General features: G+C 71.5%; 19 protein-coding genes. 8 read left to right on the forward strand and 11 right to left on the reverse strand.

Going from position 1 to position 19786, the window contains the following annotated elements; genetic code table 11:
• Positions 1-39: 39 nt before the first annotated feature.
• Entirely contained in the window at positions 40-807 is a 768-nt protein-coding gene (locus ACLJPY_RS34810; RefSeq protein ID WP_410595196.1) for a glutaminyl-peptide cyclotransferase, read from the reverse strand.
• On the opposite strand from ACLJPY_RS34810, the gene ACLJPY_RS34815 reads away from it, so the two are divergent.
• Both ACLJPY_RS34815 and ACLJPY_RS34820 read left to right on the forward strand, forming a co-directional pair.
• Positions 736-2922, forward strand: coding sequence for a DUF3027 domain-containing protein (locus ACLJPY_RS34815; protein ID WP_410595197.1), 2187 nt, complete (start codon positions 736-738; stop codon positions 2920-2922). The two genes, ACLJPY_RS34810 and ACLJPY_RS34815, sit on opposite strands and share 72 nt — an antisense overlap.
• Positions 2919-5726 carry a sacsin N-terminal ATP-binding-like domain-containing protein gene (locus ACLJPY_RS34820; protein ID WP_410595199.1) on the forward strand — a complete coding sequence of 936 codons (2808 nt, stop codon included), beginning with the start codon at positions 2919-2921 and terminating at the stop codon, positions 5724-5726. Before ACLJPY_RS34815 ends, ACLJPY_RS34820 begins: the two co-directional genes overlap by 4 nt.
• Here the strand turns inward: ACLJPY_RS34820 and ACLJPY_RS34825 are convergent.
• Positions 5723-5950: a DUF2530 domain-containing protein gene (locus ACLJPY_RS34825; RefSeq protein WP_410564771.1), complete on the reverse strand. Its 228-nt coding sequence runs from the start codon at positions 5948-5950 to the stop codon at positions 5723-5725. The two genes, ACLJPY_RS34820 and ACLJPY_RS34825, sit on opposite strands and share 4 nt — an antisense overlap.
• An 82-nt stretch (positions 5951-6032) precedes the next feature.
• Between ACLJPY_RS34825 and ACLJPY_RS34830 the strand changes: the two genes are divergently transcribed.
• Positions 6033-7502 (forward strand): NCS2 family permease, encoded by a 1470-nt coding sequence (locus tag ACLJPY_RS34830; protein WP_410595403.1) that lies wholly within the window; start codon positions 6033-6035, stop codon positions 7500-7502.
• Here the strand turns inward: ACLJPY_RS34830 and ACLJPY_RS34835 are convergent, their stop codons facing one another.
• Positions 7503-8084, reverse strand: a complete 582-nt coding sequence (locus tag ACLJPY_RS34835) for a hypothetical protein (RefSeq protein WP_410595201.1) — start codon at positions 8082-8084, stop codon at positions 7503-7505.
• A 107-nt stretch (positions 8085-8191) separates the two neighbouring features.
• Here ACLJPY_RS34835 and ACLJPY_RS34840 point away from each other — a divergent pair, with 107 nt between their 5' ends.
• Together ACLJPY_RS34840 and ACLJPY_RS34845 are read left to right on the forward strand one after the other, a co-directional pair.
• A complete protein-coding gene (locus tag ACLJPY_RS34840; RefSeq protein WP_410564292.1) occupies positions 8192-8623 on the forward strand; it encodes a MarR family winged helix-turn-helix transcriptional regulator in 432 nt (143 codons plus the stop codon).
• A gap of 113 nt (positions 8624-8736) precedes the next feature.
• Positions 8737-9993, forward strand: coding sequence for an MFS transporter (locus tag ACLJPY_RS34845; protein ID WP_410595203.1), 1257 nt, complete (start codon positions 8737-8739; stop codon positions 9991-9993).
• A gap of 238 nt (positions 9994-10231) precedes the next feature.
• Here ACLJPY_RS34845 and ACLJPY_RS34850 read toward each other — a convergent pair whose 3' ends face one another.
• From ACLJPY_RS34850 to ACLJPY_RS34870, 5 genes are all read right to left on the reverse strand, one after another.
• Complete coding sequence (locus tag ACLJPY_RS34850; RefSeq protein WP_410595205.1) at positions 10232-11044, reverse strand: arylamine N-acetyltransferase family protein; 813 nt, start codon at positions 11042-11044, stop codon at positions 10232-10234.
• Positions 11045-11147: 103 nt separating this feature from the next.
• A complete protein-coding gene (locus tag ACLJPY_RS34855; RefSeq protein WP_003088226.1) occupies positions 11148-11771 on the reverse strand; it encodes a superoxide dismutase in 624 nt (207 codons plus the stop codon).
• A 189-nt stretch (positions 11772-11960) separates the two neighbouring features.
• Positions 11961-12620, reverse strand: coding sequence for a heme oxygenase (biliverdin-producing) (locus ACLJPY_RS34860; protein ID WP_410595207.1), 660 nt, complete (start codon positions 12618-12620; stop codon positions 11961-11963).
• A gap of 73 nt (positions 12621-12693) precedes the next feature.
• Positions 12694-13290, reverse strand: a complete 597-nt coding sequence (locus tag ACLJPY_RS34865) for a TetR/AcrR family transcriptional regulator (RefSeq protein ID WP_410595209.1) — start codon at positions 13288-13290, stop codon at positions 12694-12696.
• Between the two features lie 15 nt (positions 13291-13305).
• Complete coding sequence (locus ACLJPY_RS34870; RefSeq protein ID WP_410595211.1) at positions 13306-14805, reverse strand: glutamate-cysteine ligase family protein; 1500 nt, start codon at positions 14803-14805, stop codon at positions 13306-13308.
• A 210-nt stretch (positions 14806-15015) separates the two neighbouring features.
• Between ACLJPY_RS34870 and ACLJPY_RS34875 the strand changes: the two genes are divergently transcribed.
• Genes ACLJPY_RS34875 through ACLJPY_RS34885 form a run of 3 tightly spaced genes read left to right on the forward strand, consistent with a single transcriptional unit; the run spans position 15016 to position 16868 of the window.
• Positions 15016-15822: a TrmH family RNA methyltransferase gene (locus tag ACLJPY_RS34875; RefSeq protein ID WP_410595213.1), complete on the forward strand. Its 807-nt coding sequence runs from the start codon at positions 15016-15018 to the stop codon at positions 15820-15822.
• Positions 15823-15852: 30 nt separating this feature from the next.
• Complete coding sequence (locus tag ACLJPY_RS34880) at positions 15853-16464, forward strand: DUF2537 domain-containing protein (protein WP_410595215.1); 612 nt, start codon at positions 15853-15855, stop codon at positions 16462-16464.
• 50 nt (positions 16465-16514) lie between these two features.
• Positions 16515-16868 (forward strand): MmcQ/YjbR family DNA-binding protein, encoded by a 354-nt coding sequence (locus tag ACLJPY_RS34885; RefSeq protein ID WP_410595217.1) that lies wholly within the window; start codon positions 16515-16517, stop codon positions 16866-16868.
• On the opposite strand, the gene sepH is transcribed toward ACLJPY_RS34885, so the two are convergent.
• From sepH to ACLJPY_RS34900, 3 genes are all read right to left on the reverse strand, one after another.
• Positions 16865-17710 carry a septation protein SepH gene (gene sepH / locus ACLJPY_RS34890; protein ID WP_410595219.1) on the reverse strand — a complete coding sequence of 282 codons (846 nt, stop codon included), beginning with the start codon at positions 17708-17710 and terminating at the stop codon, positions 16865-16867. The two genes, ACLJPY_RS34885 and sepH, sit on opposite strands and share 4 nt — an antisense overlap.
• 230 nt (positions 17711-17940) lie before the next feature.
• A complete protein-coding gene (locus tag ACLJPY_RS34895) occupies positions 17941-19089 on the reverse strand; it encodes a sensor histidine kinase (RefSeq protein WP_410595221.1) in 1149 nt (382 codons plus the stop codon).
• Entirely contained in the window at positions 19086-19748 is a 663-nt protein-coding gene (locus ACLJPY_RS34900) for a response regulator transcription factor (RefSeq protein ID WP_410595223.1), read from the reverse strand. The genes ACLJPY_RS34895 and ACLJPY_RS34900 overlap by 4 nt, the downstream gene beginning before the upstream one ends.
• Positions 19749-19786: the final 38 nt, after the last annotated feature.

Genomic DNA, 19786 nt, shown 5'->3' on the forward strand with positions numbered 1-19786 from the left:
GCCTTACCGGGGGCCGGTTCCGCCTGCTCATCCGTGCTTTCACGCCGGAGCCGGGACGAACCTCACCCGGAACGTGACCGGCCACTGCTTCCCGGTGAGCAGGAACTCGCCGGTGCCCGGGACGGCGGCGATCCCGTTGAGCACGTCTTCGCTGCCGGTCACGTTCGCCTTCGCACGCAGCTGACCTGCGTCGATCGTGCCGGTGACGCGTCCGGTCGCGGCGTCGATCCGCAGCACGGTGTCGGTGTGCCAAACGTTTGCGTAGACGTCGCCGCCGACGCACTCGAGTTCGTTGAGCTGGTCGCGCCCGACGTCGACGCTGCCGGTGACGGCGAAGGTCTTCGGGTCCCGGAAGGTCAGTCGCGAGGAGCCGTTGCTCATCACCAGGCGCCCGTCGGCCTGGTGGCACAGGCCCCAGCCTTCGCCCTGGAACGGGACGCGCCGCAGCTCGGCGAGGGTGGTGGCGTCGCGTTCGATGGCGAAGCCGTCCTGCCAGGTGAGCTGCCACAGCGTCGGCCCGAGGACGGTGACGCCCTCGCCGAACAGCGGTGACGGCAGGGTGGCGGTGACGCGGGGCGGTCCACCGGCCGGACCTGCGGTGAGGGTGGACTTCCCGGCGAGCCCGGTGCTCTCGTAGAGCGTGTCACCGGCGAACTCCAGGCCTTCGGTGAACGCGGCGGGGTCGTGCGGCAGGGTTCCGGCCACCTGGACGGTGAGCCGTTCGGCGCCCGGCTCTTGCGCGGGGGCGCCGGCACAACCGCCGAGGGCGGCGGCCAGCAGCAGCGAGGTGACGATCGGCGTGCGCACGATGAACAGCCTGGCACGGGCGCCGCGGATGCGTGCGGCACAATTGGCCGCATGACTTTGCTGCTGACCCTGGACGACGGTTCCGTGCAGCGCAAACTCGCCGATGCGGTGGAGTTCGCGCGAGCTGCGGTGCTGGAGGACGCACCCGAGGAGCAGCTCGGCGCGCACGTGGGGGTCACCCGCGAAGACGCGGTCACGGCGAGTCACCTGTTCGAGGCCCAGGTCCCGGGCTACGGCGGCTGGCGCTGGTCGGTGACGGTCGCCCTGGCGGGCGACGACGAGCCGGTGACGGTCAGCGAGGTCGTCCTGGTGCCGGGCCCGTCGGCGCTGGTGGCGCCGGCGTGGGTGCCGTGGGAGCGCCGGGTGCGCGCGGGCGACCTCGGCGTCGGCGACATCTTCCCGACGTCGGAGAACGACCCCCGCCTGGCCCCGGCGTACGTCCGGTCGGACGACCCGGCGGTGGAGGAGGTCGCCCACGAGGCGGGCTTGGGCCGCATCCACGTGCTGTCCCGCTTCGGCCGCACGGAGGCGGCGGCCCGCTGGCACGCGGGCGAGTTCGGCCCGCGCTCGGACATGGCCCGCAGCGCGCCGGACGTGTGCGGGAGGTGCGGGTTCTTCGTGCCACTGGCGGGCTCGCTGCGCGGAGCGTTCGGGGTGTGCACGAACGACATCGCCCCGGCGGACGGCCACGTGGTGGACGTGGAGTACGGCTGCGGAGCCCACTCGGAGGTGGAGGTCGAGGTGACCTCCTCGGTCCCGGTGGCCGAGCTGGTGTACGACGACTCCCTGTTGGACTTCGCACCGGCCCCGGAGGTGGTGGAGACGGCGGCGGCCGAGCCGGAGACGGCGGTGGCGGAGTCGGACGTGTCCCCGGCCGAGGTGGAACCGGAGCTCGCGGCAGCGGTCGAGGGCGAGACTGGGTCGGCGGCTGACTCGACGGAGGCCGCGGTGCGTGAGGGCGCGCCTGAGGCCACGGCGCCTGAGGGCGCGGAGGCCGAGGCCGCGGCGCCCGAGGCCGCGACGGCTGAGCCGGTGGCGGCGGCGCCCGAGGCCGCTGTCTCGGAAGCGGCGACCACGGTGGCCGAGGGTAGGGCTGGGCCGGTGGTTCCGGAGGCGGCTGACTCGGCCGAGACCGCGGCAGCCGCGGGTGGCCCGGTAGCAGCGGAGGAAGCGGCGCCCGAGGCTGATGTCTCTGAGGCGGCGACCACGGTGGTCGAGGATGCGGCTGAGCCGGTGGCGTCGGAGGGTTCGGCGCCGGAGCCGGCGGTTTTCCAGACGGTCGATGAAGCTGCAGCGGCCGGAGCGATCGAAGAGCCGACCGGGCAGGAGTCCGGGTCGGCTGATGAGGTCGCCGAACAGGGTGCGGCGGCGGAGCCGGTTGAGGTGGCGACCGAAAGTGCGGCTGAGCCGGTGGCACCCGAGGCGGCTGGTGAAGCTGCGCCGGTCGGTGCCACCGAGTCGAGCGAGGCTCCGGTTGCTGAGCCCGCTGGGGCGGAGGCGACCGATGAGGTCGCGGCGCCGGTGGTGACCGAGGTGCCGGAGCCTGCGGAAGCGGAGCCCACTCAGGCTGAGGTGACCGACGCGATCGAGCTGCCCGCCTCCTCGGAGCCGCAGGGAGCATCGGCCGAGGCCGAGCCGGAGGAGGTTCCGGTGGCTGCGGAGTCGGATGCGGCCGAGGTGGATCCTGTTCCGGCCGAGGTGGCTGATCGGGTTGCCGAGCCGCTTCCGGGTGGTGGGGATGAATCGACTCCCGCGGCCGCAGAGTCGGATGCGGCCGAGGTGGATCCTGTTCCGGCTGAGATCGCCGATCGGGTTGCCGAGCCGCTTCCGGGCAGCGGGGATGAACCAGCTCCCGCTGCTGCAGAGTCCGATGCGGCCGAGGTGGATCCTGTTCCGGCGGAGGTGGCTGATCGGGTTGCTGAGCCGCTTCCGGGTGGTGGGGATGAATCGACTCCCGCTGCTGCGGAGTCGGATGCGACCGAAGTGGATCCTGTTCCTGCCGAGGTGACCGACCTGCCGGTCGGCTCCGAGGCGTCCCCTTCCGGGACCGAGGGAACCGCGGGCTCTCCAGCCGATGAAGCGCAAGCCCAGGCCGACAACGCTCCCGAACGGTGATCGGCGACACCCCTGAACCGAGTGATCCCTTCGGGACCGCTCGGCTCCGCGACGCCACCCTGCGCTCCTGGCGGGACTCGCCCACCCGGCTGACCGAAGACACCAACGTCGAACGGGATCTGCGGGTTGGCGCCTACCGGGATCGGCTCTTCGTCGAGCTTGCGCAGAACGCCGCCGATGCCGCGATGGCCGCGGGCAAGCCCGGGCGGGTTCGGGTGTCTCTTGTGGACGCTGAACTCCGGTTCGCCAACACCGGCGCTCCGCTCGACGCGCGGGGTGTTGCCTCGCTCGCGTCGCTGCGGGCGTCCGGGAAGTCCGGTGACACCGTCGGGCGCTTCGGGGTCGGGTTCGCCGCCGTGCGGACCGTCTCCGATGAACCCGTTGTCGTCTCCGCCAGTGGTGGGGTCGCCTTCTCCGCCGAGCGCACCCGGCTCGCCGCCGGGGTCGACGGCGACGTTCCCGTCCTGCGGCTTCCCTGGCCCGTGTCCGCCGACGTGCCGCCCGGCTTCGACACCGAAGTGCGGCTGCCGCTGCGGGACGGTGTCGATGGGCGAGCCCTGCTCGACGAGCTCGCCCGGGACGTAGCCGATCTGCTGCTTGCCTTGCCGTGGCTGGAAGAATTCGACGTCGATGGTCGCGTTTGGACACGGGAGACCGATGGTGACGTCGTCGGGATCCGCGGTCCCGGAACGGAAACGCGCTGGCTGACGCACCGCGGTGACGTCGTGTGGGCCGTTCCGGTCGATGCCGGCGGCGCACCGCGGCCGCTCGAAGAGGACGTTCTGCGCGCCCCGACGCCGACCGATGACGGGCTTTCGCTACCCGCCAGGCTGATCGCCTCCGTTCCGGTCGAACCGTCGCGTCGCCGGGCGCTGCCCGGGCCCGAGCTGGCGCAGGCGCTCGAAGTTGCTGCGAAGGAGTACGTCGGGTTCGTCCGGCTGCTGCCGTCCGAGCAGCGGTTCGCCCTCGTTCCCGTGCCCGGGTTTCCGAAGTCCACTGTGGACAACAAGCTGCGTGACGAAATCCTGGCGGCCCTCAGCGTGGAACCGTGGGTGGCTACCAAGGACGGTAACGAGGTCGCCGGGCGTCAGGCCCGGGTGCTCGACGTCGACGTTCCGGGACTGTCCGCGCTTCTCGTCGATCTTGTGCCCGGTCTGGTCGAAGGACCTGTGCAGGTGCTCAAGTCCGTTGCGGGGCAAGTGATCGGCATCGAAGAGGTGCTGGAAACGCTGACCGGCGTCACCCGTGCTCCGGGCTGGTGGCGGGAGGTCTACGCGGCTCTGGCGATCGCCGTCGAGTCGCACGCGCTCGCCGCGGAACGGCTCGACGGGCTGCCGGTTCCGCTCTCGGACGGCCGGACGCTGCCGGGGGCCCGTGGCTGCCTGCTCGTCGAAGGCTCGGCCGAACTGCTCGACCTGCTGTCCGATGTGGACATCCCGGGGCTGCGGCTGGTGCACCCGGCCGCGTCGCACCCGCTGCTGGAACGCCTGGGCGCCAAGCACGCCGACGCTCGCGAGCTGCTCAACGCCGACGAGCTGCGTGACGCCGTGGAGCGCAGTGCCGAGGACGTCCGGTCCGGTTTGGACGGTACGACGCTCGCCGGCGCGGTGCTGCGGCTGATCGCCGACTGCGGCGACGACGCCCCGCGCTGGGTTGGCGCGCTCGCGCTGCCCGGCACCGACACCTGGCGCCGCGCCGACGAACTCGTCCTCCCGGCGTCTCCGCTGCTCGACATCTTCGACGAAGAGGTGTTCGAAGAAGACGGTCCGCTGGACGTCCTCGACGAGGACTTCGCCGGGGACTGGCCGCAGAGCACCCTCGAGGCCGCCGGCGTGCTCGACTCCTTCGCCGTGGTCGTCGACGACGAGCCGCACGAACCCGACCACGACCTGCCCGACGAAGAAGCCTGGTGGGACGCCCTGCCGGAGCCGCCGTCGACGCTCGTCGCGATCCGGGACCTCGATCTCGTGGCCGACGACGCCTGGCCCGCGGCCATCAGGCTGCTCGCCGCGCGACCCGAGACCTGGCACGCCTTGCGCACGCCGCACGGGCACGCTGCCTGGTGGATCGCCCAGTACGCCGTGCTCGACGGGGCCGCGCCGAACGAGTGGCGGCTGCCGGGCGCCGACCTGGCCGGGCTCTTCGACGAGGTCCCCGACGTCGGCCTCGGCGAAGACCTGCTCAGGATCGCCGGCGTGCGCGCCGGGCTCACCCTGTCCACAGTGGACGAGGCCGCGGACCTGCTCGCCCGGCTCGCCGACCCGGACCGGGTGGTCTCGCCGGGGCTGACCACGCGTGCCTACGACGCCGTCGTCGAGTCCGGCTTGGAGCCGGGCGTGCCGCGGGCCGTGCGGGCCGCGGACGGGTCCGTCGTGGACGACGCCCTGGTGCTGGACGTGCCGTGGGTCGCCGGGGCGCTGGAACCGGACCGGTACGTGGTCGCCCCCGAGGACCCGGAGCGGCTCGCGGACCTGCTCGACCTGCCGCTCGCGAGCGGCGCGGCCGCCGAGGTGACCAGCGAAGGCGAGTACGCGCCCTGGGCGGAGCTGCCCGCGCTGAAGCTCGTCGCGGACCAGCTCGGCGTCGGCCTGCCCGAGGGCGGCGTGCTCGTCCACGACCCGCTCAGCGTGCGCATCGACGGCGCCCAGCACGAAGTCCAGTGGTGGTCCGACGGACGGCTGCACGCGGCCGACACCTCGGAAGGGCTCGCGCGGGCGTTCGCCTGGGCGGCCGGGCGCTGGCCCGACCGGCACCTCATCACGGCGCTGCTCGACGACCCGTCGCCCCGGACGATGCTCGCCTAGAGCCGCTGGGCCGACTTCGACCCGCGGCGGGCGGCGGCGCGCTGCCAGGCGATGATCGCCATGCCGACGAAGCCGAGCGCGAAACCGGACAGCGCCGTCTGCACCCACAGCCCCGAAGTCGTGAAGAAGAGCACCACCAGCGCGACAGCCCAGATCGAGGTGCCTACGATCACGACCGGCGTCAGGTCGGTCAGCTTCTTGGGCAGCTCCGGCGTGTGCCGCAACGAGCCCGTAACCTCCGGTGGATTGATCGGTTCACTCACGAGGTGCAGGGTACTCCGCAGCAGCGAGAGAATGGGCAGGCGAATGGCGGAGCAGGAGACGACCCGCACCGGGACGTCCACACTGGACCGGTTCTTCAGGATCACCGAGCGGGGGTCCACCGTGCCGCGCGAGCTGCGCGGCGGCCTGGTCACCTTCGTGACGATGGCCTACATCGTGGTGCTGAACCCGCTGATCATCGGCAGCTTCTCGGCCGACGACGCGGGCGCGCACAAGGACGTCCTCGGCGGCATCCTGCCGGTGCCGCAGGTCGCCGCGGTGACCGCGCTCGTCGCCGGCGTGATGACCATCCTCATGGGCCTGGTCGCGAACTACCCGTTCGCCATCGCGACCGGCCTCGGCATCAACAGCCTGGTCGCGGTCACCATCGCGCCGCAGATGACCTGGCCGGAGGCCATGGGCCTGGTCGTCATCGAGGGCGTGATCATCGTCCTGCTGGTGCTCACCGGGTTCCGGACCGCGGTGTTCCGGGCGGTGCCCGCCTCGCTGAAGTCCGCGATCGCCGTCGGCATCGGCGTGTTCATCTGCCTGATCGGCCTCGTCGACGCCGGGTTCGTGCGGCGGCTGCCGGACGCCGCGCACACGACCGTCCCGGTGGGCTTGGGCATCGGCGGCTCGATCGCCTCGTGGCCGACCGCGGTGTTCGTCGTCGGCCTGCTGGTCACCGGCATCCTGGTCGTCCGCAAGGTCAAGGGCGCGATCCTGATCGGCGTGCTGAGCTCGACCGTGCTGGCCATCGTCGTCGAGGCGATCGTCAAGGCCGGGCCGTCGCAGGGCACCAACCCGAAGGGCTGGAACCTCGGCTACCCGGCGCTGCCGGACCAGGTCGTCGGCCTGCCGAACCTGTCGCTGGTCGGCGACGTCTCGTTCGGCGCCTGGACGCGGCTGCCGATCATCACCGTCTGCCTGCTGGTGTTCACGCTGGTCCTGGCCGACTTCTTCGACGCGATGGGCACCATGACCGGCCTCGCGAAGGAGGCCGACCTGCTGCCGGCGGACGGCCAGCTGCCCAACGTCGGCAAGGCGCTGTTCGTCGAGGGCCTCGCGGGCGCGGCCGGCGGCTTCGGCTCGGCCAGCTCGAACACGGTGTTCGTCGAGTCGGCGTCCGGTATCGCCGAGGGCGCGCGGACGGGGCTGGCGAACGTCGTCACCGGCGTGCTGTTCATCGCCGCGATGTTCCTGACCCCGCTCTACCAGGTCGTGCCGGTCGAGGCGGCCGCGCCGGCGCTGGTCGTCGTCGGCGCGATGCTGATGGCGCAGGTCCGCGACATCGACTTCACCGACTACTCGATCGCGCTGCCGGCCTTCCTGACCATCGTCGTCATGCCGTTCACGTACTCGATCGCCAACGGCATCGGCGCCGGGTTCGTCAGCTACGTCGTGATCCGCGCGGCCACCGGCAAGGCCCGGCAGGTGCACCCGCTGATGTGGGTCATCGCGCTGGCCTTCGTGGCGTACTTCGCGGTCGGGCCGATCCAGGCGGCGTTCCGCTGATCAGCCGGCGCCGGTGACGTTCAGCGCCGCGTCGAGGACGCCCCGGTTGCGGTCGAATTCGGCGGGCGGCGCCGCGAACCGGATCGTGATCAGGCGGTCGCCGACGCCGAGGCCGATCACGGTGACCCGGCGCGGGCTTCCGTCGCGGGTTTCGGTGTAGTCCCACTCGGCGGCGTCGTAGTCGGCGACCGCCGGGTGCGCGACGACGGAGCCGCCGTGGCCGGCGGCCTCGGCCACGGCGCGCAGGCCGCTCACCGGGTCCTCCTGCTCGAGCGGCAGCCGGTCGGTCTCGAGCAGGAGATCGCCGTGGCGGTAGCTCGCGCGTTCCTTGTCTTCGGTGACGGCCCAGCCGGCCGGGACCGGGATCCGGACGTCGAAGCCCCCGGTCCCGCGCCCGGCCTCCGCCGGGAAGTCGTAGATCCGCTCGGTGCTTTGGACCGGCGGGGTGGTGACCGTCGGCGCGGGCGCCGACGGTGCCGGCGCCGCTGCGGGCGTGTCGTCACCGCCGCCCGCGAACAGCGCCACCACGATCGCCAGGACCGCCGCGCCGACCACGGCCGAGCCCACCAGCTTCTTGTTCATCCGGCTCCCCAGGTTGTGCCCCTGGTGAGGACGTGCGGGCCCGGCGCGGGTTGCCGGTTGACCGAGATCACCCGTGCGGCCGAAGTTTCGTAAGGTATGCTAACTATATGTCCGGCGACACGCACGAACGCTCCTTGGCGAGCCGTCTGCGTCTCGCGGTGGTCCGGCTCAACCGCCGGCTGCGGGCACAGCGCGTCGGGGGCGACCTCAGCTTGACGCAGGTCGCGGCGCTGTCCACCTTGCACAAGTGCGGTGCGCTGACCCCCGGTCAGCTCGCCGCGAAGGAAGGCGTCCAGCCACCTTCGATGACGAGGGTGATCGCCGCGCTCGAGGAGCTGGGGTTCGTCGAGCGGCGCCCGCACCCGACCGACGGCAGGCAAGCCATCGTCGAGCTCTCCGAGAGCGGGCTGGCGTACGTGCTCAAGGCCATCTCCGTGCGGGAAGCCTGGCTGGACCGGCAATTGGCAGAACTCGGCGACGAAGAGCGTGAAGTGCTCTCGAAAGCCGCCGAAATCATCGACAGGATGGCGGGGAACTAACCACGGTGACGGCCACGGGTAGCGAAACCAAGCGTTCGATCCAGACCACTGCTACCCGGGAAACGGCCTCACCGCCGTCCGCCTCACCCCCGTCCCCCGCGAAGCGCGGCAGCATGTTCGCGTCGCTGCGCGTCCGCAACTACCGGCTGTTCTTCACCGGCCAGGTCATCTCGAACATCGGCACCTGGATGCAGCGCATCGCCCAGGACTGGCTGGTGTTCACCCTCAGCGGCAACAACCCGATCGCCCTCGGGATCGCGGTGGCCCTGCAGTTCACGCCGACGCTGTTCCTTTCGCTGTGGGCCGGCGTCCTCGCCGACCGCGTCGACAAGCGGCGGCTGCTCACCTGGATCCAGGTGGCGGCGTGCGCGCAGGCGGTGCTCCTCGGCGTGCTCGACCTGAGCGGGTTCGCCGCGCTGTGGCACGTCTACGTCCTGTGCTTCACCCTCGGCGTGACGGCGGCGCTGGAGGTGCCGACGCGGCAGTCGTTCGTCGCCGAGATGGTGGGCCGCGACCAGGTGACCAACGCCGTCGCGCTCAACTCCTCGATCTTCAACATGGCGCGGATCGTCGGCCCGGCGATCGCCGGGTTCGCGATCACCTGGATCGGCACCGGCTGGCTGTTCATCGCGAACGCGCTGAGCACGGTCGCGGTGATCACCGGGCTGGTCCTGATGAACCCGGACAAGCTGTTCCGCGTCGCGGCCGTGCCGCGCGAGAAGGGGCAGCTGGCCGAGGGCCTGCGGTACGTCCGCCGCCGGTCGGACCTGATGACGGTGATGGTGCTGGTGCTGTTCGTCAGCACGTTCGGCATCACGTACTTCAGCTCGCTCCCGATCGTCGCGGCGAACGTCTTCCACACCGCGGCCGACGGCTACGGCCTGCTCTCGACGCTGGTCGCGGTCGGTACGTTCACCGGCGCGCTGATGTCCGCCCGCCGCGGCACCAAGGGGCGGCCGCGGGTGCGGCTGATGCTGGTCTCGGCGTTCTTCCTGGGCGTGTTCGAGCTGCTCACGGCGTTCATGCCGACGTACCTGACGTTCGGCCTTGGCCTGATCCCGCTCGGCTTCGCCACGATGACGTTCCTCAACACGGCGAACGCGCTGGTGCAGACCTCGGTCAGCCCGGAGATGCGGGGACGCGTGATGGGCTTGTACGTCCTGGTGCTGATCGGGGGCAACCCGATCGGCGGGCCGATGGTGGGGTGGATGGCCCAGGAGTTCGGCGGGCGATCTCCGTTCTACATCGGCGGAGCGGTGTCGGCGGTGGCCGCGGTGGTGTGCGCCGTGGTGCTGATCCGGCGGGGCGGGGTTTCGTGGCCGGTCAAGCGGGGCTTCGGGCTGCGGGTGCTCAAGCGAGCAAAGATCTGACGGGCTGTGTCGGGTCGTGTTCATGGCGCGACCGTATCGGCGGCCACCGACAAAAACCGGCGGTTCCCGGCCCCCATGTCACCCGGAAGAGTGAGATCGGGGTCTCCGAGCCGAACCTCTTGCCCGAAGATATGAGGTTAGGCTAACCTCATACACGTCCGCTTCGTGGTGGGAGCGGCAGTCAGTTCGGGAACGGACGGAGCCTCGGTCCTGGGAAAACCCCAGGCCGGGGCTTCGTTCACGTCAGGGCAGTCTCGGCTCCGGCCGCACTGGGCGTCAAGGGACTCCCGCCCGGTGGGACCGGCAGCTTCGACAGCGTCATCCCGAAGTACACGCGGTACGCCGTGCGGATCGCTTCCGGCGACGTCAAGCGGAGCTCGTTCCGGACGCCGTCCACCGTCTCGATCAGCCTGTCGCCCGAGAGCGTCACCCGGCCCTGGGACGTCGGGCGGGAGCACGTCAGGGACTGCGTGAAGTGGGACTCCGGGGACGTCGTCTGCCACCACGCCATCGGGATGAAGTCGGCCAGCGGGCGCGGGCGGCGCTCCAGGCGGTACTGCGGCTTGCCGTCCAGCAGGACGTCGATGTCGCCGAACGGGGCGTCCAGCAGCAGGAACTCGCCCTCCGGGTCGAGCTGCGCGTCCACGGCGGACAGCGGTAGCGGATGCCGGGAGAACCGGCCGAAACCGACGTCGACCAGCCAGTCCTCGCCGTCCAGTGAGACGACGATCGCCGCGTGGTCCAGCGGTGGGCCCAGCGTGCCGTCCGCGTGGAACACCTGGGCCGCGTGCAGCGAGGCGTCGTAGCCCAGCGCGCGCAGCAGCGCCGCGAACAGGCCGTTCAGCTCGTAGCAGAACCCGCCCCGCCGGCCGTGCACGATCTTCGTGAACAACGCGTCCTCGTCCAGGACGACCGGCTCGCCGAGGTGGCTGCTCAGGTTCTCGAACGGCACCGCGGCCAGGTGGCGTTCCTGCAGGTGGCGCAGCGTCGCGAGGTCGGGGGCCGCCGGGCGGGCGACGCCGGTGCGGGCCAGGTACGCGTCGATGTCCATGCGCCCACTCAAACACCTCGACCGCGCTCGAGGTCAAGGGATTTTCACCCGGCGACGAAAAACGGGGCCCACCCCGGAGGGAGGACCCCGTTCGACGAAGAACTCAGCCGAGCAGCAGGCCGTTGCCGCCCGCGACGGCGTTGTCGAAGCGCTTGCTGATCTCGGCCCAGTTGAAGATGTTCCACAGGGCCTTGACGTAGTCCGGCTTCACGTTCTTGTAGTCCAGGTAGAACGCGTGCTCCCAGACGTCGACCAGCAGGATCGGCACGGTCGGCAGGATCAGGTTGTTGTGGTGGTCGCGCAGCTGCTGGGTGATCAGCGTCTTGCCGATCGGGTCCCAGGACAGCGCGCCCCAGCCGTTGCCCTGGATCGTGGTCGAGACGGCGGTGAACTGCGCCTTGAACTTGTCGAAGGAGCCGAACGCCTCGTCGATCGCCGCGGCCAGCTCGCCGGTCGGCTTGTCGCCACCCTCCGGCGACAGGATCTTCCACCACACGACGTGGTTGGCGTGGCCGGCCAGGTTGAAGGCCAGCGTGGTCTCCAGGCCGACGATCGAGCCGAAGTCGTTCGCTTCGCGGGCGGCTTCGAGCTTGTCGAGCGTGTCGTTCGCGCCCTTGACGTAGGTCGCGTGGTGCTTGCTGTGGTGCAGCTCGTTGATCTCGCCGGAGATGTGCGGCGCGAGGGCGCCGTAGTCGTAGTCGAGATCGGGCAGCTCGTAGCGGGCCATTGGCCCTCCTTCTGTCTTCGACACAAGTTTCCGGTACCGAACCTAGTAGCACACGCCCCTCCGCGGCGAGCGGGGGCGTGTCGTGATCACCGCCTGGGATGACCGGCTCGTGGGTGGCGTACCCGAGGGCCCGGCACCCGAAACCGAGCCTGCAACCTGGAGTTAACTGGAGGTCAACGGCGTGTGAGATCAGGCACGGAACTCGTCCAGCTTCGACGCCAGCTCGTCGAACACCGCGACGTTGCACTCGAACGCCACTACGGTCTCGTCGATCACCCGCGCCCGCTCGGCCTCGTCCCACGGCGCGTTGTCCAGCTTCGCGCGGTACTGGTCGCGGAACCGCGGGGCGCTGCCGATGCCGTCGAAGTGGTAGAAGAGCGTGCCCGCCTCGGCGACGTCGTACTGCCGCTCCAGCAGCCGCCGGATGGCCTGGCCGCCCGCGATGTCGCCGAGGTAGCGCGTGTAGTGGTGCGCCACGTACCCACCGGCCCACGACGAGGCTTCGCGCACTCGATCGACGTACGCCTGCGTCGAAGCGAGCGGCGTGATCGTCGAGCGCCAGTCCGGGCCGACCAGGTGGGCGAGGTCGCGCTCCAGGCTGGGCAGCCGCCGCAGCTCGTCGAAGACGAACTCGCCGCCGATCGGGTCGCCGGCCATCGCGTCGCTGGCCGCCTCGATCGCGCCGTAGACGAAGTAGTACTGGACCGCCAGCCGGGCGTACCCCTCCTGCGTCAGCTCGCCGCCGAGCAAGGCTCGCATGTACGTCGAGTAGTTCGCCTTCTCGTGCACCTCGAGCGTCGAGGCGCGCAGGGTCGCCGAAAACGGGCGGGCGTCCGTGGTCACCGACATGGGCAGGCCTCCCGGCGATCGATCTGACAGGCTGTCAGAAAGATCGTAGGGCATGATTCGGACTTAGGCCACCCTAAACTGTGGCGCCCACCGCCCGCAGGACGAACCGCACCGCCGCCTCGACGACGTCTTCGAGCCGGCCGGCGGGCCCGTCGACCAGGGCGCGGTTGCCCAGCGCCGCGGTGATCATCGGGATCAGCACGTCCGGGTCCTCGGCCGGCCAGCGGCCCAGGTCGACCCCGCCGGCGAGGATCGCGCGCAGGCGGTCGGTGATCGGGTCGGCGTGCGCGCTGATCCGCCGGTACGCCGCGGGCGCCAAAGCCGACGCGAGCGCCGTGCCCGGCGGCATGTGGTACTCGGCCAGCACCCGCAGCTGCAGCCGGACGAAGGTGGCCAGCTGGTCGACCGGATCGGCCTGGGCCTCGACGGCTTCGGTCAGCCGGGTGACGTACTGCGCCGCTTCGTCCTCGACGAAGGCGACGAGCAGGCTTTCCTTGTCCGGGAAGTGGTTGTACAGCGCCGTGCGGCCCACCCCGGCCGCCGAGGCGACCCCGGCGAGGGTGATCGCGTCGAAGCCGCGCTCGTAGAGCTGCGCCCGCAGGACGTCGAAGACCCGGGCCCGCACCTCGCGCCGGTGCGCCTCCAGCGACTCACCGAGAATCTTCGGCATCCGCCCAGGCTAGCGTCAATCGGCCACCGGCCACGTGTGAACCGGTTCGCCGGACTCCGACAGCTCGAGGTAGCGGCCCAGCATCAGGCCGAGCGCCGCCTCGCGGTCCAGCCCGCGTTCCTGGGCCCGCACGACGTAGTCACGCTGCCAGGTCGCCCCGGTCCGCCGCGCCAGGCACCGGCGCTCGATGATCCCGAGGTAGCGCTCGCGGGCCTCGTCGGAGACGTCGGAGCGGCGCAGGCCCTCGTGGGCGAGCGGCAGCAGCACGCGCAGCGCCAGCTCGTCCGGCGGGATCCAGCCGATGCCCGGCCAGTACAGCTGCCCGTCGAAGCCGCGCCGCGCGCCCGCGTAAAGGTTTTCCTCGGCGGCCTGGAACGACATCTGGCTCCACACCGGGCGTTCCGCCTCGGCCAGCGCCCGCTGGGCACCGTAGAAGAAGGCCGCGTTCGCCACCGTGTCGACCACCGTCGGGCCGGCCGGCAGCACCCGGTTCTCGATGCGCAGGTGCGGCAGGCCGTCGACGACGTCGTACACCGGCCGGTTCCAGCGCCAGATCGTGCCGTTGTGCATGCGCAGCTCGGTCAGCTTCGGCGCCTGCCCCGCGTCGAGCGCCTCGATGGGGTCCTCGGCGTCGGTTTCCGGGAGCAGGCCGGGGAAGTAGCGGACGTTCTCCTCGAACAGGTCGAAGATCGACGTGATCCAGCGCTCGCCGAACCAAACCCGCGGCCGCACGCCCTGGTTCTTCAGCTCCTCCGGCCGCGTGTCGGTCGCCTGCAGGAACAGCGGGATCCGCGTCTCGTGCCAGAGGGCCTTGCCGAGCAGGAACGGCGAATTCGACGCGAGGGCGATCTGCAGCCCGGCCAGGCACTGGGCCGCGTTCCAGTGCGCCGCGAACTCCTCGGGCGCGACCTGCAGGTGCAGCTGAACGCTGGTGCACGCGGCCTCGGGCAGGATCGACTCGGCGTAGCTGCGCAAGCGCTCGGGCTGCTGGCCCGGCAGCGCCGAACCTTCCATCGCGAGCACCGTGCGCTCGCCGCGCGCGGCGAAGATCTGGTCGTTCAGCGTGGAGTACCGGGTCTTGTTGGTGAGCCACTTCTGGTCGAAGTGCTCGTGCTTCAACGTCGGCAGGATGCCGATCATCGCCAGCGACGAGCCGGTGTCGCGGGCCTTCGTCGCGGCGGTGTCGAGGTACGCGCGCAGGTCGTCTTCGAGCTGGAGCGCGGAATCGCCGGCCAGCGGCCGCGGCGGGACGTTCAGCTCGATGTTGTGCTGGCCCAGCTCGGTGGTGAACGACGGGTCGTCGAGCGCCTCCAGCACCGCGGTGTTCGTCATCGACGGGCGCAGCTCGCGGTCGACGAGGTTCAGCTCGACTTCGAGGCCGATGTTCTTGCGGGGGAACGAAAAGCTGCCGTCGGTGAGCATCCGGGCCAGCGTGTCCAGGCAACGCTGCACCTTCCGGCGGTACCTTCCTCGGTCCAGCGTGTTGAACGACTGAACCTCGAGGTCCATCCCCATGACCATCCCTGCTTCGTGTCGGCGTGGACTAGGACGTGTTTCAGGCCCCGGCGGACAACCGTTACACAGCCGATGCACCCGGGCTAGCGGCCAAACTGGTGCTCTCCGTCACGGGCGGTTAACCGAAAGCAAAATAGCCCCGTTCGTACCACCCGGGGGTGGACGTTCGGACCAGTGAAGCGCCCGGCAAGCGGATGACAGACTGGTCGGATGGGCGTGATCCACATCGACCACTCCGGGGACCCCCGCGTCGACGATTTCCGCGACCTGTCCACTGCGGACCGTCGGCCCGACCGGCCCGGTGGCCGGGGGCTGGTCATCGCCGAAGGCACCGTCGTGGTGTCCCGGCTGCTGGCGTCCCGCTACCCGGTACGGGCGCTGCTGGGCGTGCAGCGGCGGTTCGCCGAGCTGGCGGACGGCTTGGCCGGGCTCGACGTGCCGCAGTACGTCGCCTCCGCGGAGACGATGGCCGAAGTCGTCGGGTTCCACCTCAACCGCGGGATAATCGCCGTCGCCGACCGGCCCGCGCCTTCGACGGTTTCCGAAGTGACGGCGGGAACGGGGCCGATCGCCGTGCTGGAAGGCGTGGGAGACCACGAAAACCTCGGCTCGCTGTTCCGCAACGCGGCCGCGCTCGGCGTCGGCGGCGTGCTGCTCGGCCCCGGTTGTTCCGACCCGCTGTACCGGCGCAGCGTGCGCGTGTCGATGGGGCACGTCCTGCGCGTGCCGTTCGGGCACCTGACGGACTGGCCGGGCGGGCTCGACGACCTCCGGGCGCGCGGGTTCACCGTCGCGGCGTTCACGCCGCGCCCGGGCTCGATCCCGCTGCCCGCGTTGCGGGAGCACGCGCCCGGGCGGGTGGCGTTGCTCTTCGGCGCGGAAGGTCCCGGGCTGACCGAGACGGCGCTCGCGGCGGCGGATCATGCCGTCCGGATACCCATGCCGGCCGGAGTCGATTCACTGAACATCGCCACCGCCGCCGCCGTTGCCTTCTACGAACTGGCCCGGGGCGGCTAAAGTTCTGCTTTCCGAGGTGGGGAGGGACACATGGAGCTGCGGATCCGCGGCGAGCGCGCCGTGCTGGCCGGACCGGGCGGGGAGCACGCACGCGAAGTGGACCCGCACAAGCTCGCGATCGGCGCCGAACTGGCGCAGGCCCTGCACGAGTGGGCGCGCGTGGCGTCCGCGGTCACCGCCGATCCCGGCGCGGAGGCGGGCGCGGTGGTTTCGCAGCGCGGCCGCCAGCTGGCCGGGCGACTGGCCGCGGTGATGGGCACCGCCGTGCGGTTCGTGGACCCGGTGACCGGGGCCGACACGGTCGTCGAGCCGCCCGCGCCGTCCGCCGAACCCGGCCAGCGGTTCCTCCGCTCGGTGCTCGGGCCGCCCGGCCCACCCGGCGAGCCGACGCCGTGGCTGACCGGGCTGACCGTCTCGGCGTTCATCGCGGCCGTGGTCGTCGTGGCCATGCTGGCGCTGGCCTCGACGCTGGCGCGCGAAACCAGCGGCTGGCTGGCGCTGGTCGCCTCGGTGATCGTGACGGCCGGGATCACGCCGTCGCTGTGGCTGATCCGCCGCACGCCGATCCTGCGCTGGGCCGCCTACGGCGCGGCGGCCGGTGTCGTGGTCGCGTGGATCGGCGTGCTGGTCATCGCTTTCTGACGCCGCCGCCGGCCGGCGGGCCGGAACAGCGTGACACGTAGCCTTGCGTGATGGAGCAGCTGGACGCTTTGCGGAAGTTGTGCCTCGACCTGCCGGAGGCGACCGAGCGGCTGAGCCACGGGTCGCCGGCGTGGTTCGTGCGCGGCAAGAAGACGTTCGCGATGTTCGCCGACGACCACCACGGCGACGGCAGGCTCGCCTTCTGGTGCCCGGCGCCGCCCGGGGCGCAGGAGGAGCTCGTGCGCACCGAGCCCGGCCGGTTCTTCCGGCCGGCGTACGTCGGGCACCGCGGCTGGATCGGCGTCCGGCTGGACGTCGACGTCGATTGGGCGGAGGTGGAGCGGATCGTGCGCGAGGCGTACCGGCAGGTGGCGCCGAAGACGCTCGCGGCGCGGCTGGATTAGCCGCGCTGCGAACGGACTCCGAGCAGCACGTCCTCCCACGACGGCACGATCGGGTGGCTCTTCTTGGCCTTCGGCCGCGGTTCCGGCACCGCCGCGTCCTCGTCCGGGTCCGTCGGCACGCGTGGGATTTCGCGCGTGTCGTCGTCCGGGTCCGGCTCGGCCGACGGGAGCTCGGCGCGTTCCGGTTCGACCGAGTCCAGCGTCGGCTGGAACTCCGCGTCGCGGGACGGCGGGAGTGCGCGGACCGTGCGGGGGGCGCGGTAGGCGTTCGGGTCGAGGAGGACCTCGGCGTTCTCGTCGAGCGCCGTCACCGTGCCGCCGTGCGCGCCGGGGGAGAAGGCCCAGTGCGCGCGGTTGTCCGACCGCCCGGCCTTCCACCGGAGCACGACGACCCAGCGGCCGTCGTCGCCCTTCCAGGAGTCCCAGGTGGCCTGCGAGTAGTCGTGCCCGCGGACGCCAAAGCTGTGCGCGACGACTTCGCCGAGCGTCTGCACGTCGGGGCCGTCCTCGCGGACCGGGTGGGCGCTCTGCGCCAGCTCGGCGGTCCGGGACCGCTCGAGCAGGACCGGGTAGGCGTAGCGCTCGACGCGCTGCGTCGAGACACCGGCGCTCGCGGCGACCTGCTCGACGGACTCGCCGGCCCGGATGCGCTGCTGGATCTCGCGTGGCCGCATCTGGCTCTCCAACTCGATTTCGATCTGGCCGAGGCGGGTGATGTCACCCCGCGCCGCCGCGCGCAGTCGCTCATCAGCCGGGAGCAGGAAACGAGTACGGCTCGCCGGGTCTTCGAGCACGATGGACTTCCCGTCCTCGTGCAGTCCGACCACTCGCAGCGCCCGCATTGTTCTCGCCTCCCCGATCTTCTTCACCGTTGTGGGTACCCACGTTAGAACGGCGCGTCGGCTTGACGTGCGAGGCGCGCCGAGTCCGCACCGAACTGCCCACTGTTCATGTTGTGTCCTCCGCATCGTCGCGGACCCAGGTCAGGGGGGACGGGGTGACACGCCGGACACGGAAAGTCACGATCGAGTGGATCAAGAAGCGGCCGGCGGTCCCGGCCCGGCGGCCCCCGTCAACCGTGCGGCAGCCGGACCGTCACCGTGAGGCCGCCGCGGCGGCCGGGCTGGGCTTCGGCGTGGCCGCCGTGGGCCTGGGTGACCGACCGCACGATCGACAGGCCCAAGCCCGCGTTGCGCGTGTCGCCGGTGCGCTCCGCGCCGCCGAGCCGCCGGAACGGCTCGAACAGCGTCGGGACCGCTTCGGGTGGTACCACCGGTCCCGAGTTCCGCACCTCCAGTGCCGGGTCGCCGCGGACCTCGACGTACACCCAGCCGCCCGACGCGTTGTACGTGATCGCGTTGACCACCAGGTTCGTCACCAGCCGTTCGAGGAGCACCGGGTCGCCCGCCACCACCCGCGGCCGCAGCCGCGTCTCGACCGTCACCCCGGCCGCGGCCGCCGAAGCTGCCGTCGCGCGGACCACCGAGGCGGCCACCTCGTCGAGGCGGACCGGGGCGCGTGCGTGCAGGCCGCGGTCGCTGCGGGCCAGGATCAGCAGGCCCTCGATCATCCGCTCGCTGCGCTCGTTCGTGTGCAACAGGTGCGTGCCGAGCTTCTTCAGCTCCGCCGGGACCTCGGGGTCGGCCATCGCCACCTCGATCAGCGTCCGCTGCACCGCCAGGGGCGTCCTGAGCTCGTGGGACGCGTTCGCGACGAACCGCTTCTGGCTGTCGAACGACTCCGCGAGCCGGTCGAGCATGCCGTCGAACGTGTCCGCCAGCTCCTTCAGCTCGTCCGGCGGCCCTTCCAGGTTGATCCGCCGGTCGAGCTTGCCCGCCTCCAGCCGGCGCGCGGCCGACGTGATGTCGTGCAGCGGCCGCAGCGCGCGGCCCGCCATCAGCCAGCCGAACAACACCGCCAGCGCCGCCGTCGCCACCAGCGCGATCGCCGAGCCGACCAGCAGCGTCGAGAGCGTCGACGTGCGGTATTCGTCCAGCGACCCGCTGACCAGCTGCACCGCCGGCACGGGCGACAGGGAGTCCGGCCGCTGCGCGACCCCGAACGTCACGTCGCCGGCGACCGCCGTCGTGGCGAACCGGGCCGGGTCCGGCAGCGTGCTCTGCACCAGCAGGTAGTTGATCACGACCAGGACCAGCCCGGCGACCAGGAAGAGCGCGCCGTACCACGCGGTGAGCTTCGTCCGGACGGAAAAGCCGTTCACGGCGTGCCGAACCGGTACCCGGCGCCCGGCACGGTCTCGATCACCGGCGGGTCGCCCAGCTTGCGCCGCAACGTCATCACCGCGACGCGGACCGCGTTGGTGAACGGGTCCGCGTGCTCGTCCCACGCCTTTTCCAGCAGGTCTTCGGCGCTCACCACCGTGCCCTCGGCCCGCATCAGCACCTCCAGCACGGCGAACTCCTTCGGCGAGAGCAGCAGGAACCGGCCGTCGCGGGCGGCCTGGTGCCGCGGCAGGTCGAGGACGACACCGTCTCGTTCCAGCACCGGCGGGAGCGCGGGCCGCGCGCGCCGCGACAGCGCCTGGACCCGGGCGACCAGCTCGGCGAACGCGAACGGCTTCGTCAGGTAGTCGTCGGCGCCGATACCCAGGCCCGCGACACGGTCGGTGACGTCGGCGGCCGCGGTCAGCATCAGCACGCGCGCCTCGCCGCCCGCCTTCACCACGGCGGCGCAGACCTCGTCGCCGTGCACCTTCGGCAGGTCGCGGTCGAGGACCACGACGTCGTAGCCGTGCACGCCCACGCGTTCCAGGGCCTGCTCGCCGTCGTAACAGACGTCGACGGCCATCGAGAAGCGCCGCAGCCCCTCCGCGACCGAGTCGGCCAGCAGCCGTTCGTCTTCCACCACCAGCACTCGCACCCGTCCAGTCTGCGCACGCGGGCCATAAGGGCCGCATA

It is taken from the genome of Amycolatopsis sp. lyj-23 (genome assembly GCF_046549135.1).
In the GTDB taxonomy this organism is placed as follows: Bacteria; Actinomycetota; Actinomycetes; order Mycobacteriales; family Pseudonocardiaceae; genus Amycolatopsis.

What these genes read in the sequence shown, in the direction of transcription:
- ACLJPY_RS34830 (WP_410595403.1), top strand. Translation starts at nt 6,033, where the DNA reads ATGGCGGAGCAGGAGACGACCCGCACCGGGACGTCCACACTGGACCGG.
- ACLJPY_RS34835 (WP_410595201.1), bottom strand. Translation starts at nt 8,084, where the DNA reads ATGAACAAGAAGCTGGTGGGCTCGGCCGTGGTCGGCGCGGCGGTCCTG.
- ACLJPY_RS34840 (WP_410564292.1), top strand. Translation starts at nt 8,192, where the DNA reads ATGTCCGGCGACACGCACGAACGCTCCTTGGCGAGCCGTCTGCGTCTC.
- ACLJPY_RS34845 (WP_410595203.1), top strand. Translation starts at nt 8,737, where the DNA reads ATGTTCGCGTCGCTGCGCGTCCGCAACTACCGGCTGTTCTTCACCGGC.
- ACLJPY_RS34850 (WP_410595205.1), bottom strand. Translation starts at nt 11,044, where the DNA reads ATGGACATCGACGCGTACCTGGCCCGCACCGGCGTCGCCCGCCCGGCG.
- ACLJPY_RS34855 (WP_003088226.1), bottom strand. Translation starts at nt 11,771, where the DNA reads ATGGCCCGCTACGAGCTGCCCGATCTCGACTACGACTACGGCGCCCTC.
- ACLJPY_RS34860 (WP_410595207.1), bottom strand. Translation starts at nt 12,620, where the DNA reads ATGTCGGTGACCACGGACGCCCGCCCGTTTTCGGCGACCCTGCGCGCC.
- ACLJPY_RS34865 (WP_410595209.1), bottom strand. Translation starts at nt 13,290, where the DNA reads ATGCCGAAGATTCTCGGTGAGTCGCTGGAGGCGCACCGGCGCGAGGTG.
- ACLJPY_RS34870 (WP_410595211.1), bottom strand. Translation starts at nt 14,805, where the DNA reads ATGGGGATGGACCTCGAGGTTCAGTCGTTCAACACGCTGGACCGAGGA.
- ACLJPY_RS34875 (WP_410595213.1), top strand. Translation starts at nt 15,016, where the DNA reads ATGGGCGTGATCCACATCGACCACTCCGGGGACCCCCGCGTCGACGAT.
- ACLJPY_RS34880 (WP_410595215.1), top strand. Translation starts at nt 15,853, where the DNA reads ATGGAGCTGCGGATCCGCGGCGAGCGCGCCGTGCTGGCCGGACCGGGC.
- ACLJPY_RS34885 (WP_410595217.1), top strand. Translation starts at nt 16,515, where the DNA reads ATGGAGCAGCTGGACGCTTTGCGGAAGTTGTGCCTCGACCTGCCGGAG.
- sepH (WP_410595219.1), bottom strand. Translation starts at nt 17,710, where the DNA reads ATGCGGGCGCTGCGAGTGGTCGGACTGCACGAGGACGGGAAGTCCATC.